This window comes from Methylobacterium sp. E-066, from assembly GCF_022829635.1.
GTDB lineage: Bacteria > Pseudomonadota > Alphaproteobacteria > Rhizobiales > Beijerinckiaceae > Methylobacterium.
In genome coordinates this window covers 1-15331 of sequence record NZ_JAKSYO010000044.1, presented here as the reverse complement: position 1 = coordinate 15331, position 15331 = coordinate 1, and the positions used below count along the sequence as shown (strand labels likewise).

Sequence of the window (15331 nt, the reverse complement as noted above, 5' to 3'; positions counted from 1 at the left end):
TCACTGCCTCATGGCGTCACGGCGCACGTCTCGGCATGCTGGATAAGCCAATCGATGTGAGCGAGCCCCTTACTCGCCTCGACGCTCAGGTCTGCGTTGATAGTGTCGAGCCGAGTGTCGCCGCTCGGTGCCCGCGTCTCCAGGTCGGCGAAGATCGCGCCGAGTTCATCACGCTGCGCACGCAATCTCGTCAGGATCGCCCCGAACTGTGCCGCCGACAGGGTCGCTGCACGACCGTCTGCCAGTAGTTCTGCTGCAGGAGCGTCGAAGGTAGCGAGCGCGGATGCCTTGTCACCTCTGCGACGGAACGGGATGACGGTGCGAGTCACGGGGCTCGGGCCCTCAGCCGACCGCGCGCGCGGCCTCACGCACTTGGCGCGTGGCCGCATCGACCTGCTCACTGGCCCGCGCGATCGCCTCCATACCGCCGGCGATTGTCGTCACCCCGTGGGCGGCCGTGTGCATGCTGCCCGACATCTCCCTGGTGACCGCCGATTGCTCCTCCACCGCCGCCGCGATCGCTGCCGAGACCTCATCCAGCTTGCGGATCGTGCCCTGGATCGAGCCGATCGCATCGACCGCCTCACGCGTCACCGCCTGCGTCGCCGTGATCTGAACCCGGATCTGGTCAGTCTCCTTGGCGGTCTGCTCGGCCAAAGCCTTGACCTCGGACGCCACCACGGCAAAGCCCTTGCCCGCCGCGCCCGCTCGGACTGCCTCGATGGTGGCGTTAAGCGCCAGCAGGTTGGTCTGAGAGGCGATTCCCTGGATCATCGTCACGACGTCGCAGATCTGCGCCGCCTGCCCGCTCAAGCCCGCCACGATGCTGCCGGTGTGCCGAGCCTGCTCGACGGCCTCGCCGGCCATCCGCGCGGCGTGGCTGACCTGCTGGCTGATCTCGCCGACCGAGGCCGACAGCTCCTCCGCACCTGAGGCGACGCACTGGATGTCGTTCGAGACCTGCCCGACCGTGCCCGCCGCCTCCGCCGTCTGCCGGGTGACGTCCTCGACCGCAGTGCCGATCGCGTCGAGGTCCGCTCCGATGGTTCGCTGTGCCTCGGCCCGGCGTTGACGCTCGCTCACCTGGGCGGTGATGTCGGCGGCGAACTTCACCACCTTGAGTACGGCGCCGTCCGCGTCGGTGATCGGGTTGTAGGTCGCTTGCATCCAAGTCTCACGACCACCCTTGGCGATGCGCTTGAACTCACCCGAAACGAACTCGCCACGACCGAGCCGGCTCCAAAAACCTTGGTAAGCCGCTCCCGCCCGCTCGGTCGCATCTACGAACAGGCTGTGATGACGCCCCCGGATCTCGTTGAGCCGGTAGCCGACCGCGTCGAGGAAGTTCTGGTTGGCGTCGAGGATCGTGCCGTTCGTATCAAAGGCGATCACCGCCTGCGAGCGGTGCGGGGCGGCGAGCTGGCCGTCGAGATCGAGCAGCCGCAGCTTCTGCGCGGTGACGTCGGAGGCGAACTTGACGACCTTCACGACATGGCCGGCGCGATCGAGCACCGGGTTGTAGCTCGCCTGGATCCAGACAGTTCGACCGCCCTTGGCGACACGCTTGAACTCGGCGGACTGGAAGGTGCCTCGGCGCAGCCCGTCCCACAAAGCGCGGTACTCAGCGCTATCGCGATAATCCGCCCCGACGAACATCTCGTGGTGCTGGCCCTGCACCTCCGGGAGCGTGTAGCCCATCGCCGTCAGGAAGTTGGCATTGGCGGTGAGGATGGTGCCATCGGGCTGGAACTCGATGACGGCCTGCGAGCGATCCAAGGCATCGAGCTTGGCCGCGTGATCCGCATGCCTCTGCATTCCACGGAACATGGTCTTTTCCCCCGAGATCGTTGAGGCAGCTCGACAGCGGATCGGGAGGTCGGCGGTTAGGGGAATGCGGCCCGCTGATGCGCTATCCAGGTGTATCACCGCTTGCGGCAACACTGCGCGACAAGCGTTATTTATCGCTTAACACCATAATAGACCGGTATGTAGTCGCCTCAGAGAGACTGATTTCAGATCTCGATTTGAGTAATTACGCTTCCGTTATCAAAAATAATACAACTTACGCGTGCTCGAAGATCGCGAGGTTGCGCAGCGTGCCGGTTAACGCATCGTTGCTTGAGGCAGTGAGTTCGTAGCGCCCGGCCGCGCTAATGGCGGGGCGCCCAATTCGGCGGAGGACCTCGCGTTCGAACGAGACGAAGTTCTCAATCCGACCATCGGCGGCGCACAGCGGCCGGCAGTCGATCTCGGCCCGGTACTTGGTGCCGTCGGCACGGTAGTTGGTCAGGTAGCCGTGGAAGCGTTCACCGGTCGCTAGGGCACGATGGAAGGTGTCGAGCGTCTCCCGTCGCGTCTCCTTGCCCTGCATGAAGCGCGGGCTTTGTCCGATGATGTCACTCAGGTCGCGTTTGACGAGGCGCCCGAAAGCGGGGTTGGCGTAGAGGATCGTCGGGCCGGGTGGGTCGATCATCACGTCGGTGATGATGATGCCGACGTTGGCATCGTGAGCCAGGGCGCGGATGAGTTCGAAGGCCGTCATTTCATAGCAAGGCTATCTGCATCCTGAGCGTGTGGTAACGCCATCAGACGCATGACCGTCCAGTAGCGTCCTCAGCGGCCACATGCCTGCAAATGAGATCCAAAAGCGAGGCACAAACGCGCATGCGGGCCGCCTCAGACTGAGAAGTAATCATCTATAAATATAACGTATGTTGGCAATCTCGGACGTGCATAAATAGTCTTATGACCTGCGCATATAGGAAGCTTGGTTCGATGCGCCGCCATTAATTAACCGGTTGAGCCTAGGTTGGATGCCTCGGAGCTTGCCATGCAGTCCGTCTACACGTGCCTCACTCAGGCGCACGATCACCAGCTAATCCTGCTCGCCGCAGGGGTCTGTGTCGTCGGCGTCTACGGCTCGTTCACCGTCGCGACCCATGCGGCGCGCTCGGAAGGGCGTGCGGCTCGTCTCTGGGGCGGCGCCAGCGTAATTGCTTCGGGCTGCACTGCCTGGGCTACCCACATGATCGCGTTGCTGGCCTACCAGCCTGGCATGCCTTCCGGGTTCGAGCCGACTCTGACTGCATTCTCGCTCCTGATGGCTGTCGCGGGGATCGGGGTCAGCGTCGCCCTCGCGATCGGTCAACGCAATCGGATCCGGCGCCTCCTCGCCGGCCTCGTTCTCGGCGTCAGCATCACCACGCTGCATTACCTCGGAGAGAGCGCCTACCTCGTCGCGGGCACTGTCACCTGGGACATGCCTCTGGTGGCTGTGTCTGTACCGGCGAGCATCCTCATGTTCGGTGCGGCCATAGTCGTCGCTGGGGAGCGTCGCCGCGACCTGCGCCGGGCTGCAGCGCCCCTCTTGGTCGTCGCGATCGGCGTCCTGCATTTCTGCGGGATGGCGGCCATGACGCTGACCTTCGATCCCGAACATCCGCTCCCGCCCCAGGCGGTTCCGCCCGAGGTGATCGCGCCCGTCGTGGCAAGTGTTTCGCTCGGCCTACTGGCCCTGGCCGTGGTTGGGCTACGTTTGACCCTGAACGCCAGGGCTCAGGCGCGGCGAGATCAGGAACGCCTGCGCGAGTTGGCGAACCTCGCCGTCGAAGGTTTGGCTGTCTGCGAAGGGGAGGTGATCACGACGGCCAACCGAAGCCTGGAGCTGTTGTCGGGCCTCGACACGGCCGAACTGGTCGGCCGCAGCCTATCTGCCCTGCTTCCTGGCCTTACCATCTCGACGCTCCCGGAGCGCGAGGAGCGGGAAGCGGAGTTGGTCGGCGCCGACGGTCAACGCGTGCCCGTGCGCGTTCTGCGCAGCGAAGTCCCGCTCGGCGGCAAGCGCCAGACCGTGCTGGCCATCCGCGATCAACGGGAGCGTCTGCAGACCGAGTCCAGGATACGCACGCTCGCCTTCTCCGACGCGCTGACCGGTCTGCCAAACCGTGCCCATTTCCACGATTTGGTCGCGCTTCACGCCGCGTCGTATCGAGAGCACGGCCGCGCCTTCGCGGTCCTAATGCTCGACCTCGACCGGTTCAAGCTGGTGAACGATACCCTCGGACACGGCCTCGGCGACATGCTGCTTCGAAAAGCAGCCGAGCGTCTCAAGGCAGCGCTGGGCGAGCACGACCTCGTCGCACGTCTCGGCGGCGACGAGTTCGCCGTCCTGCAGATCGATGTCGCCGGTCCGGAAGCGACACACGCGCTGGCGTCGAACATCGTCGAACTCATCGGCCGTCCATTTCTGATCGATGGCCAGCTCGTCAATGTCGGCGCCTCTGTCGGCGCAGCGCTCGCACCGATCGACGGCGTTGAACCTGACCAACTACTGCGCAACGCAGACCTCGCGCTGTACAAGGCCAAGGCGGATGGCAAGGGCACGTTCCGCAGGTTCGAGCCTGCGCTCGATGCGCGCATGCAGGCCCGGCGCGGGTTGGAGGCCGATCTGCGGCGCGCCATCACCGTTCAGGAGTTCGAGCTATACTACCAACCGCTCGTCGATGCCCGCTCCGGACGTATCACCGCAGCAGAGGCGCTGGTGCGTTGGCGTCATCCCGAGCGCGGCCTCGTCTCCCCCGCCGACTTCATCCCATTGGCCGAGGAGACGGGTCTCATCGGCCCCCTGGGACAGTGGGTGCTGCGCACGGCGTGCGCTCAGGCAGCGCGTTGGCCGGCGCACATCCGGGTCGCCGTCAACCTTTCGCCCGCTCAGTTCCGGGACGTGCGGCTCGCCGACACGGTCAAGGCTGCGCTCGCCGCATCCGATCTCCCTGCCAGCCGGCTGGAGCTGGAGATCACCGAGGGCGTCCTCCTGGCAGACGAGGAGCGCACACTCGCTACGCTGACCCGATTGCGGGCGGCGGGCGTGAGCATCTCGATGGATGACTTCGGCACGGGCTACTCCTCACTCAGCTACCTTCGGCGCTTCCCGTTCGACAAGATCAAGGTCGACCAGTCGTTCATTCGCCAGCTACCGGGCGATCTGGAAAGCGCCGCGATCGTTCGGGCCATCATCACCATGGGGACCTGTCTCGGCATGGCGATCACGGTTGAAGGGGTGGAAACGGCCGAGCAGTTCGCGTTCAGCGCCGCGGAAGGCTGCGATCAGGTTCAAGGGTACCACGTCAGCCGGCCCCTGCCGCTGGCCGAATTCCTGTCGTTCGTTGACGCGCGCGAGGCCGCATGAACCCGCCGGGCAATGCCGACCTGTTTCGGTTGGTTTATCGCAGCCGCAGCGCGATCAAGGGCACCCGTGAGGACGTGCGGCAGGCGATCGACGCCATCTTGGCCGTGTCGCGGCGTAGGAACGCCGAAGCCGGGGTCACGGGCGCGCTGATGTTCACGCGGCTCTTCTTCGTGCAAGCCCTGGAGGGCCCAACGGCTGCCATAGAGGCGATCTTCGATCGGATCTGCTGTGATCTGCGCCACACCAGCGTCGAGGTCGTCGAGTGCGGACCCGTTCTGGAACCGGCATTTGGCGAGTGGCCAATGAGCCACCTAGTCCCAGACGCAGACGCCGGAGCGCTGCTTGACCGGGTCGAGCACGAGACCGAACTCGCCGATGCCGCTGCAGCTGCGATGAAACTGATGGCTGCCCTGATCCGGCCTGAGCAACGCATCAATGCTCCAGCGCAGCAGTCTGCGGCCTGAACTCAACAAGACCCCCGGTCGTATGCGAGCGCGGCGGCAAGACGTCTGGACCTATCGGATCTGCGTTCGTCATTCCGCCCGCTCGCAGACCCTAACTGTGTAGTCCCGGTGTGTGATGGTGCATCATCGATCCTGACGCGTCAGGCGGAGGATGCACTGTGGCAGGAGTTCTTCACGGCAGCGCCCGAACGACGCCGCGTGGACAACGGAATGGCATTCGCCGATCTCCCCACGAATAGGACCGGGCCAAGCCGCCAGTTCCTCGGACCGCATATCTTCGATCGCGTCTGCATCGAGCACGGCATCGAGCATCGTCTGACCAAGCCATACCATCCCTGGACCAATGGCCAAGCCGAGCCCATGAACCGGACGATCAAGTGCCTGCCCTCACGAAGGCGGGGATGCGACCGTCAAGGTCTTCCAATACGAAAATCTGGAGAGCCTGAAGGCGCACGTCCTGACCTTCGTCACGGCCTACAACTTCGCCAAGCGCCTCAAGGCGCTCCGTTGGAAGACCCCGTTCCAGACCCTCTGTCAAGCCTGGATCAAACATCCAGATCGGTTCAGGATCGACCCGCGCCACCTCATCCGGGGACCATGCAACAAGGCACCGAATAGGTCGATAATCCGGAAGTCGGAGAAGCGCGCGAGGCCGCCATAATTGTGAATGTTGTATGCATCTATCTTAGCTATCAATCTTGCGAATTTTCATTCGTTTACATCATCCCTTTACGAAATATTATGGGAGAATGAATTTAGATTTCACATAACGTGACGCAATGACGCGTGTCATGGAACAGGAAGCATGGGATCGATTTTATACATCTGCGTCTGGGATAGATTGCCAGGTATAAATTGGAATCTTTGGAATTTCGATGGATTATTATGGAAACAGAGAGTATAGATGAGGATTACCGCCTCCGCAGGCGAAGTATGAATTCCGAACTTGTCATCGCGGGACGGGCGGTGGCCGTAAATGTATGGGAGTTCGCCTGCTCATGACGAAGCCTTAATATCTCCCTTTACGGGACAGTCGTCGCTCTGGACCCAGCCGCGATCCCGTTCGTCAGGGTGCGCGTGCGGATTGGCCCCCTATGCTGCCGTCGTGAGGCCCCTAAGACACCATCGTCGTTCAGTGCGCCGAGCCGTTCACAGCTGACACCTTCGGAGAGCATGTGCGGCCATGAGCTTGAACCGCCCTATGGAGCTGCGCTTGCGCCGCCGCTCAGGCCCCCTGAAACGGAGCATCGCTCGGTGGGATGGCTGGCGCGCCCGTCTCGCGATGGTGCGGGCGACAATCCCGGCCCTCACCGTGTTCGCTGCCTGCCTGATCGTGCCCTTCATCATCCTGTGCGCGATCGTCGGGCACAAATGGACCGCCGCCGAGCAGGCGCGATCGACGGCGCAAATGGCCACCTTGGCCGACGCCACGGCCGACGATGTCGCGCGCTTCCTCGACGGCCACGTCACGATCCTGCGCGCGCTCGCGACCTCGCCCGCCCTCGACCACAACGACTTCGACCGCCTCGCGCAGCAGGCTCGCGAACTTCTGGAGGACGAGGGTATCGGCGTCACGCTGCGCGGCCCCTCCGGGCAGATCCTCCTCGACACGTCGGGGGTCTCGTCCGCAGGACACGCGGACGTGGCGGGCCTGCCTGCGGAGGTGGCGCACGCCTCGCACGTGTCGGATCTTGTCGAGCGCGGAGCGGGCAAGAGCCTGATCGTCACCCTCGATATGCCCGTGGTGCGCGACGGTGCGCGCCGCTTCACCCTCAGCGCCGTCCTGCATCCCGTCGCATTCGATGATCTGCTGCGGCGCGGCGGGGTCGGGGGGGGCCTGATGGGCGCGGTGGTGGACCGGCAGGGCCGGGTGATCGGCCATTCCGCCACCAGCGATCTGCAGGTTGGCCAAGTCGTGACCGGCTTCGAGCAGCTCAGGGGCAATCAGGGCTTCTGGCTCGGTACAAACCCCAGAGGGCTGCCGCTCCGCGTGGCCTACCGGCGCCTTCATGACACTGGCTGGATGGTCAGCATCGCCATGACGGAGGCGGCCTTCCGCGCGCCGCTGGAGCGCTCGCTCTGGGGGCTCGGCACCCTGACACTCGCCCTGATCCTGGGCGCTGCCGTCCTCACCGTCCCGGTTATACGGCGCATGCACGCCGCGCGCCGGAAGCTGAACGAGACTTCGGAACTGCTGCGTCTCGCCCAGGCGGCGGCGGGCGCGGGTGTGTGGGATTGGGATGTGCGCGGCGACCGCGTTCGCTTGTCGCCCCTCAACGCCCGCATGCATGGGCTGCCAGTGCCGGACGACGCCCCCGACATGCGGCTCGTCATCTCGGTCGCCGCCTGGGAAGCGCGGGTGTTCCCGCAGGACCTCCCCGCAGTCTGGGAGGGCATCGAGCGCGCCAGGACCGCGGGGGGGACCTTTAGCGCGGAGTTCCGCACGCACGATCCCGAAGCGACGAAAGGCTATCGCTGGGTGCAAACCCTCGGCAGCGTCGTGCGTGACGAGCACAGCGGCGAGGCCGTCCGCTTCGTCGGCCTGCACCTCGACGTGACCGCGCGGCGCGAGGTCGAGGAGACCCTGCGCGCGAGCGCGGCCCGGCTGAGCGCCAGCGAGGAGCGGCTGGCGCTGGCCCTCGACAGCGGCCAAGGCGGCCTGTTCGACTGGGACATCGCGGGAAAGGAGACGTGGTTCTCGCAGCGCTGGCTCGACGGTTTGGGCTACAACGGCGACGCGAGGCTGCACGCCGACGATTACTGGATGGACACGGTCCATCCCGAGGACCGCGAGCACGTCCGCGCGCGCATGCGCGCGCACCTGAAGGGCCTGACCCCCGCGTTCGAGTGCGAGTACCGGCAGAGGCGCACGGACGGAAGCTACATCTGGGTCCTGAACCGAGCCCGTGTGACCGCTCGGGCGACGGATGGGTGGGGGCTGCGGCTGGTCGGCACGATGATCGACATCTCGCAGCGCAAGACGGCCGAGCTAAGCATCGAGCACATGGCGCTGCACGACGCACTGACCGGCCTGCCCAACCGCACCCTCTTCCGCCAGCATCTCGACCGCGCCGTACGCCGGGCTGTCTTCGCCCCGCATCGCCACGCCTTGCTCGCGCTCGATCTCGACCGCTTCAAGGCCGTCAACGACACCTATGGTCATCCCAAGGGCGACCGAATGCTGTGCCTCGTGGCCGAGCGCATTCGTGCGGCCGTGCGCGAACAGGACACCGTCGCACGGCTCGGCGGCGACGAGTTCGCAGTGATCCTGGGCGACATCGATGGCGCGGAGGAGACCTGCCGGATCTGCGAGCGCATCATCGCCGCGGTGGACGAGCCGATCCTGCTCGACGACGTGGCGATCGACATCGGCGTGAGCGTCGGCGTCGCGCTCATGCCCGACGACGGCGCGACCGCCGAGGAGATCTTCCAGCGCGCCGACGCGGCGCTATACGAAGCCAAGGCGGCGGGCCGGAACACCTACCGGATGTTCGAGGCCGAGGCCCATGCCCGCACCGCTACGCGCAGCCTACTCGCGCTGGACATGAAGGAGGCGATCCGGCGCGGTGACTTCTTCCTCGTTTACCAGCCGATCATCGATGTGACGAACGGCTCCGTCGTCAGCTTCGAGGCGTTGATGCGCTGGCGGCATCCCGAGCGCGGGTTCATCTCGCCGGGCGAGTTCATCCCGGTGGCCGAGGAGACCGGCCTGATCGTGCCGCTCGGCACCTGGGCGCTGAAGGAGGCGTGCCGCGAGGCGCTGAACTGGCCCGAGCCCCTGCGCATCGGCGTCAACGTCTCGGCGGTGCAGTTCCGCGGCGGCCTGGAAGAGGCGGTTATCGCCGCGTTAGCCAGCAGCGGGTTGCCTGCGGAACGCCTCAAACTTGAGGTGACGGAGAGTCTGCTGGTGCAGAACTGGGAGCAGGCCGTGGCGGTGCTGCACCGGCTGCGCGCACTCGGCGTGCGGATCGCGCTCGACGACTTCGGGACCGGGTATTCGTCGTTGAGCTATCTGCGCCGCTTCCCCTTCGACAAGCTGAAGATCGACCGGGCGTTCATCCGCGACATTGCCGATCCGGATGCGGCGGCGATCGTGCGGGCGGTGGTGGGCATCGGCGAGCGGCTGGGCATGGGTATCGTGGCCGAGGGGGTCGAGACAGTCGAGCAGCTTGAACTTGTACGCCGGGAGGGCTGCACGCAGGTGCAGGGCTACCTGTTTAGCAAGCCGCTGCCGGCCGCCGAGGCGCGCGCATTCGCCAAAGCTCACCGCGAGCAGGCGGCGGCCTGATGGAGGACCAGCGTGCCTCTCGGCGGTTCAGCGAGGCGGTAGCACGGCGCAACTTGCAGGCGACTGTGGCGCGACAGGTCTTCCATACGCGATCTGTAAGATGCATCCTGTAGGTGTGCTCACCGCTTCGCCATCATCTGGCGTCCCGATCCGGGCTGTAGGATTGCCCTCGCATGTACTCGCTTGCCCGATCAGAACCGATCCTCGACACCGCCGCGGAGCCTCAGCGACGTGACCGCTCACGCGAGCAGCTTGCTCGGATCGCCGCTACGCTGAACTTGTCCGCTGAGGCGTTCCGCAACGAGCCCCTTTCATCCGCTTCGTCCGGCAAACAAGCTCCGACAGATCCACGCGAGGCGCTCGAACTATTCGGACTATTTGCGGCCATCACCGATCCAGGGAAGCGACGGGCTTGCCTCGCCTTCGTGCGGGCCGCGGCTGAGAAGAGCGAGATCTTAGAAGCATACCTGCTGCGCCATGTGTTCCCGCATCTGGTCGGCGTTGAAGTTGGGTTCCTTGACCATGCCATGTAATATCTTGAAGAACCGAGCAATATCTGTCGGGTGCCTGCTGTGCCATGTTTCCGTCGATATGAAACTGTCTATTTTTTGGTAATCCATCGATTATCTCCTTTGTTGTTTGATAAATAATAGTATTTAGCAAAATCGAAATTTCACCAGAACATCGGGTATACTGCGCAAAAAGAAACCCTTTTGCCCGGTCAGGCCGGAGGCCGCTATTGGTGGTTTGCGGTCCGCTGGCTTCGGAGCGGAGACGGCCTCAAGGCCGACATTGCTCAAGCAGGTTCACAGCCTCAATCATGCGCCGAACCATCGCGTCATAGCTTGGCCGACGGCCGCCGCGTCGGGCGCGGTGTCACCTGCCCAGGCGACGATCCCGTCGGGCCGCACCAGCACGGCTTGCAAGCCCAGCCGGTCCTGCACGTCCCCCGCGACATATTCGATCCTTCCGGCTCGTCGGCCCGCTAGCGCTCGAAGCGGCGAACCGGAAACGAAGTCCAAGAGCAATCCCCTGCCTTCGCGCAAGAGGCTGCCGGCTCTCCGCCCGTCGCTCAGCACGAAATCGGGAACGCTACACCCCGCCAGCGGATGGCTGCCGCCGAGATCGTAGCGGAGCGAGACGCCCCACACGCGCTCGGCGAAGTAGGTTGCGCCGTCTGGCGTCTCGATCAGGTCGCGGATGATGGCTTCGAGCGCGCGCGAGCTTCGGCTCGGCCGCATCAGCGCGACCTGCGCTCGCGACCAGTCGAGGACGCGTGCACCGACCGGATGCCGTTCGCGCTCATAGCTGTCGAGGAGGCCCGCCGGCGCATCACCGCGGATCGTGGCCGCCAGTTTCCATCCCAGGTTCATCGCATCGCCGAGCCCGAGGTTGAGGCCCTGCCCACCCAGCGGCGAATGGATGTGCGCGGCGTCGCCGGCTAGCAGCACGTGGCCGGTGCGATACGCGCTCGCCTGAAAGGCGCGGTCGGTCCAGGTGGTGGCGAGTTCAAGCTTGGTCACGGTGACATCGACGCCCGAGATCCTGCGTAGGACCGCCTCAACGTGTTCGCGCGTGATCGGCGCGGAGCGATGGAAAGCACCCCCGTCGAAGTCTGCCATCGCGATCGTGCCGGGCGGCGTGAACAGGTACATGCCCTCCGCGGTGTAGTGGCGGCCGGGCGGGAGCGCGTCCGCGCCGGCTAAAGCGGCTTGGATGGAGTACCCTGTAAATTCAGGCTCGGTGCCCTCAAAGCCGATGCCTGCCACCTTGCGCACCACGCTGCGGGAGCCGTCGCAGCCAATGAGCCAGCGGCCTCGGAACGCCTGACCATCTGCCTGGATGACAACACCTTCATCCGTCTGAGCGAAGCCCTCGACACCCCTGCCTCGTAGGATCTCTACGCCCGACGCCTCCACGCGCGCGGCCAGCACGCCTTCGATGCTCGCCATATCCGCAGCCAGGTTGCTGACCGGGCCGGGAAGGCGATGTGGCCAGCGCGCGGTGTCGATCCGGTCGTGGAAAAACTGGATGCCGGCAAAATGGCCGCCCGGACGGCGCGTCTGCTTCATCCAATGCGCTGTCCCCGGCGTGGCGCGGCTGGCCGCGCAGGCCTCGATCTCGCCCAACAGACCGCGTCGGTCGAGGCTCTCGATAGTCGGGACCGACAGGCCACGCAGCCCGAACGGAACACGCTTCAAGGGTGAGGACGGATCGGGCGCCTGTTCGAGGACCAGGACAGAGCAGCCGGCTAGCGACAACTCGCAGGCGAGGAACAGGCCGACGGGACCTGCGCCAGCGATGATCGTATCGTAAAGCGTCGTTGATGCGGGCATGGTTGGGCTCCGATGTCGATGTTCGACCGGAGCGTTTCCCGAACCTGAGACCCGCACGGACGAACAGCCGGACGCGCCAGGGCGTCCTTCGTTCGTCGTGGGGATCTGAGGCACGGAGCCAAAGACCAGAGCTTTCGTCACCGAAAGGACTTGGGCTTACCAAACCAAGTCTGCCTTTTCCGACATCGTCAGGATAGCGCGGCGGCGAACAGGCTGCAATGGTCACGCTACGCAGGTTGGAGAATGGCATTCTCAACAAGGTCCGCTTGCGGGTACAGCACGATGTTCTCACTCACCGTCCGGCTTGGGTCGATTTTGTTGAAAAACTCGGGGTCATGCCGAAGCAGCACCGCGAACCGCGCAGGCGCGAGAAATTTCTACCAGTGGATTGGCAATAAATACCTTTGGTCGTGAGATCGCATCCTCAGCGGGAGATCAACGTTCTCCGACGCACCGCCCTTGGCGATGCTCGAAGCACCGCATTCGAGTTTTTCAACGAAATCGGTCGAAAGAAGCCTTTGGAGGCGATCGACACAACATCTAGACCGCGCGAAATAGAACGGTTTTGCGCGGGCCATGCGGCTGCAAACAGGGCTGCTGTGCACCATGCAGTCATGGCGTTGACATGAGCCTCTGCCGAGCTTAGGCGGGCCGTAGACGAGCCGCTGGAGCCGCTCGCGTAAGCGTTAACGTCAACCAACGCACACCCTCGATCGCCAGAAAATCTGGTTGTCGTGCAGCGTTAGGTTGTACGTTGTCCTCCTCTTCTCATGTCGCCATAGCGACAACGCGCTCGACCTCTGGTCTCGTCCTCGGGATCATTCTCATCGGGGCCAATCTCCGCGCGCCGATCACCAGCCTGGGGCCGGTGCTCCCTGACATTCAGAGCGGTCTCGGTCTGAGCGACACGGGCGCTGGCCTTCTCAACGCGTTGCCGCTCCTAATCTTTGCAGTACTCTCGCTCGTGGCGCCCGCCATCGGACGGCGCTACGGCCTGGAGCGCATCTTAGGCTCGGCCATACTTGCCATCCTGGTTGGGATGCTTCTTCGTTCGTCCCCTCTGCCCGGTGCAATCTGGATCGGCACGACTCTGCTGAGCGCCGGCATTGCGTTCGGCAACGTGCTCCTGCCCGGCCTTGTAAAGCGCGACTTTCCCACTCGCGCGTCCGGGCTGATCGGCCTCTACGCGGCGGCCATGGCGGGCACCGCGGGCTTATCGGCCGGTCTTGCGGTTCCGATCTCTCGACTGCCGGGGTCTGACTGGCGCTGGTCGCTCGGCGCCTGGGCTCTGCTCTCGCTGGCGACACTCATTCTGTGGGTGCCCCAGTGGCGCGGCCCCCAGCATCATCTCGCCGGACCCGGTGCCCAGGCCAAGCCAAGCGTCTCGACTTGGCGGCATCCCATCGGCTGGCAGGTGTCGCTGTTCTTCGCGTTCCATTCCTTCGTCTTTTACGCGCTTGTGGACTGGTTTGCGTCTTATGCCGTCAGCTCCGGTCTGACTCTGGCAACGGCTGGGTTCTACCTGCTCGTCTACCAAGTCATCGCGATCAGCACTAATCTCGGCACTGCGTCGCTTATCCATCGGTTCAAGGATCAGTCACTACTCGGCTTCGGCTGCGGCCTGCTGCTGCTGATAGGATCCATTGGCATGCTGCTATCGCCGGGCTTGTCGCTGTTTTGGCTCGGATGCGCTGGCCTCGGCGCGGGCGTGGCCATGGTGACGAGCTTGTCCCTGTTTGCCCTGCGGACCCATGACTGGGATTACCCCGTTTTTGTGGACGGTTCAGGGGGCTTGGCTGAGCAGGGTCTCGGGCAACGGGTCGGAGCGGGTTTCATTCTCGTAGACGACGGGCGAGCGGTAGCCGAGCGCCGAGTGCCGGCGCAGCGGATTGTAGAAGCCCTCGATATAGCTGAAGCAAGCCATCCGAGCCTCGGCCTGCGAGCGGAAGCAGCGGCGGCCGAGCAACTCACATTCGAGGGTCGAGAAGAAGCTTTCGGCCATGGCGTTGTCGTAGGCATCGCCGACCGAGCCCATCGAGGGGCGTACGCCAGCCTCTCGGCATCGATTGCCGAAGGCCAGCGACGTGTATTGCGAGCCCTGATCGGAGTGGTGGATGACATCGCGGGGCCTGCGCTGGGTGACGGCCATCTCCAGAGCGTCCATGACAAGTTCCGAGCGTAGGTGAGTCGCCATGGCCCACCCGACGATCCGGCGGCTGAAGGCGTCGAGCACCACCGCGAGATAGAGGAAGCCGGCGGCCGTGGGCACGTAGGTGATGTCGGCTACCCAGAGCCGGTTCGGGGCGGTGGCCGCGAAGTTGCGGTCGACGAGGTCGGGGGCCGGTCGCGCCTCTCGATCTCGCCGCGTCGTGACAGGCCCGCCGCGCCGATGGCTGGTTCCGACGAGACCGGCTTCGCGCATCAGCCGGGCGATGCGTTTGCGAGAATGCCGTTCACCCTGGTCGCGTAGATCGGCGTGGACGCGCGGTGCACCATAGGTCTCATGCGAGCCGAGATGGACGGTGCGGATCCGCTTCAGCAAGGCCGTGTCTGCCAACCGTCGCGCCGATGGCTGCCGGTCGACCCAGGCATAGTACCCGGCCTTCGATACGCCGAGCGTGCGCGCCATGGCGGCGATGGGGAAATCGGCCTGGTTGGCGCTCATGAACCGGAAGACCCCGAGGGGAGAACCCCGGTCTCCCGAGCGAACCAGGCCGTCGCGCGAGAGAGGATATCGCGCTCCAGCTTCAGCTGCCGGTTCTCGCGCCGAAGCCGGACGAGTTCGTCGCGCTCGGCGGCCGTCAGGCCCGGATCGGCAGGCGGCGGCTTCGCCTCACGTCGGCCTTCGCTGCGATCGGCCTCGGCAACCCAGTTGCGGATGGCCTGCGCGGAGGGCTCGAACTCGCGAGCCAGATCGTTTGGATCACGCCCGGCGCGGGCCAACTCGACCATCTGTCGGCGGAACTCGGTGGGGTAAGGGGGACGACTCTTCGGCATTTGACAAACACCTCACGCGAAAGCGTTCTCGGTGTCCACCAAACAGGGGCAATCCCAG

General features: G+C 64.8%; 9 protein-coding genes and 2 pseudogenes. 6 read left to right on the top strand and 5 right to left on the bottom strand.

Features of this window, described 5'->3' with window-relative positions; genetic code table 11:
* Positions 1-8 precede the first annotated feature (8 nt).
* The 3 genes from MKL20_RS05110 to MKL20_RS05100 all read right to left on the bottom strand — a co-directional run bounded on the left by MKL20_RS05110 (position 9) and on the right by MKL20_RS05100 (position 2542).
* Positions 9-329 carry a hypothetical protein gene (locus MKL20_RS05110; protein ID WP_244035778.1) on the bottom strand — a complete coding sequence of 107 codons (321 nt, stop codon included), beginning with the start codon at positions 327-329 and terminating at the stop codon, positions 9-11.
* Positions 330-342: 13 nt separating this feature from the next.
* Positions 343-1827 carry a PAS domain S-box protein gene (locus tag MKL20_RS05105; RefSeq protein WP_244035777.1) on the bottom strand — a complete coding sequence of 495 codons (1485 nt, stop codon included), beginning with the start codon at positions 1825-1827 and terminating at the stop codon, positions 343-345.
* A 235-nt stretch (positions 1828-2062) separates the two neighbouring features.
* Positions 2063-2542: a PAS domain-containing protein gene (locus MKL20_RS05100; RefSeq protein WP_244035776.1), complete on the bottom strand. Its 480-nt coding sequence runs from the start codon at positions 2540-2542 to the stop codon at positions 2063-2065.
* A gap of 288 nt (positions 2543-2830) precedes the next feature.
* Between MKL20_RS05100 and MKL20_RS05095 the strand changes: the two genes are divergently transcribed.
* From MKL20_RS05095 to MKL20_RS05075, 5 genes and pseudogenes are all read left to right on the top strand, one after another.
* Positions 2831-5188: an EAL domain-containing protein gene (locus MKL20_RS05095; RefSeq protein WP_244035775.1), complete on the top strand. Its 2358-nt coding sequence runs from the start codon at positions 2831-2833 to the stop codon at positions 5186-5188.
* A complete protein-coding gene (locus MKL20_RS05090) occupies positions 5185-5652 on the top strand; it encodes a BLUF domain-containing protein (RefSeq protein WP_244035774.1) in 468 nt (155 codons plus the stop codon). The genes MKL20_RS05095 and MKL20_RS05090 overlap by 4 nt, the downstream gene beginning before the upstream one ends.
* Before the next feature lie 201 nt (positions 5653-5853).
* A pseudogene (locus MKL20_RS05085) lies at positions 5854-6313 on the top strand (integrase core domain-containing protein); the annotation flags it as partial.
* Positions 6314-6835: 522 nt separating this feature from the next.
* A complete protein-coding gene (locus MKL20_RS05080; RefSeq protein WP_244035773.1) occupies positions 6836-9940 on the top strand; it encodes an EAL domain-containing protein in 3105 nt (1034 codons plus the stop codon).
* A 173-nt stretch (positions 9941-10113) separates the two neighbouring features.
* A complete protein-coding gene (locus MKL20_RS05075; RefSeq protein ID WP_244035772.1) occupies positions 10114-10473 on the top strand; it encodes a hypothetical protein in 360 nt (119 codons plus the stop codon).
* Between the two features lie 285 nt (positions 10474-10758).
* Here MKL20_RS05075 and MKL20_RS05070 read toward each other — a convergent pair whose 3' ends face one another.
* Entirely contained in the window at positions 10759-12276 is a 1518-nt protein-coding gene (locus MKL20_RS05070) for an FAD-dependent monooxygenase (protein WP_244035771.1), read from the bottom strand.
* 754 nt (positions 12277-13030) lie between these two features.
* Between MKL20_RS05070 and MKL20_RS33225 the strand changes: the two are divergent.
* Positions 13031-14002: pseudogene (locus MKL20_RS33225) on the top strand (MFS transporter); the annotation flags it as partial.
* A 57-nt stretch (positions 14003-14059) separates the two neighbouring features.
* On the opposite strand, the gene MKL20_RS05065 reads toward MKL20_RS33225, so the two are convergent.
* Positions 14060-15273, bottom strand: a protein-coding gene (locus MKL20_RS05065; protein WP_244035770.1) for an IS3 family transposase whose coding sequence is annotated in 2 segments (ribosomal slippage) — positions 14060-14994 and positions 14994-15273 — 1215 coding nt in all. Because the reading frame shifts where the segments join, the coding sequence is not laid out codon by codon here.
* Positions 15274-15331 lie beyond the last annotated feature (58 nt).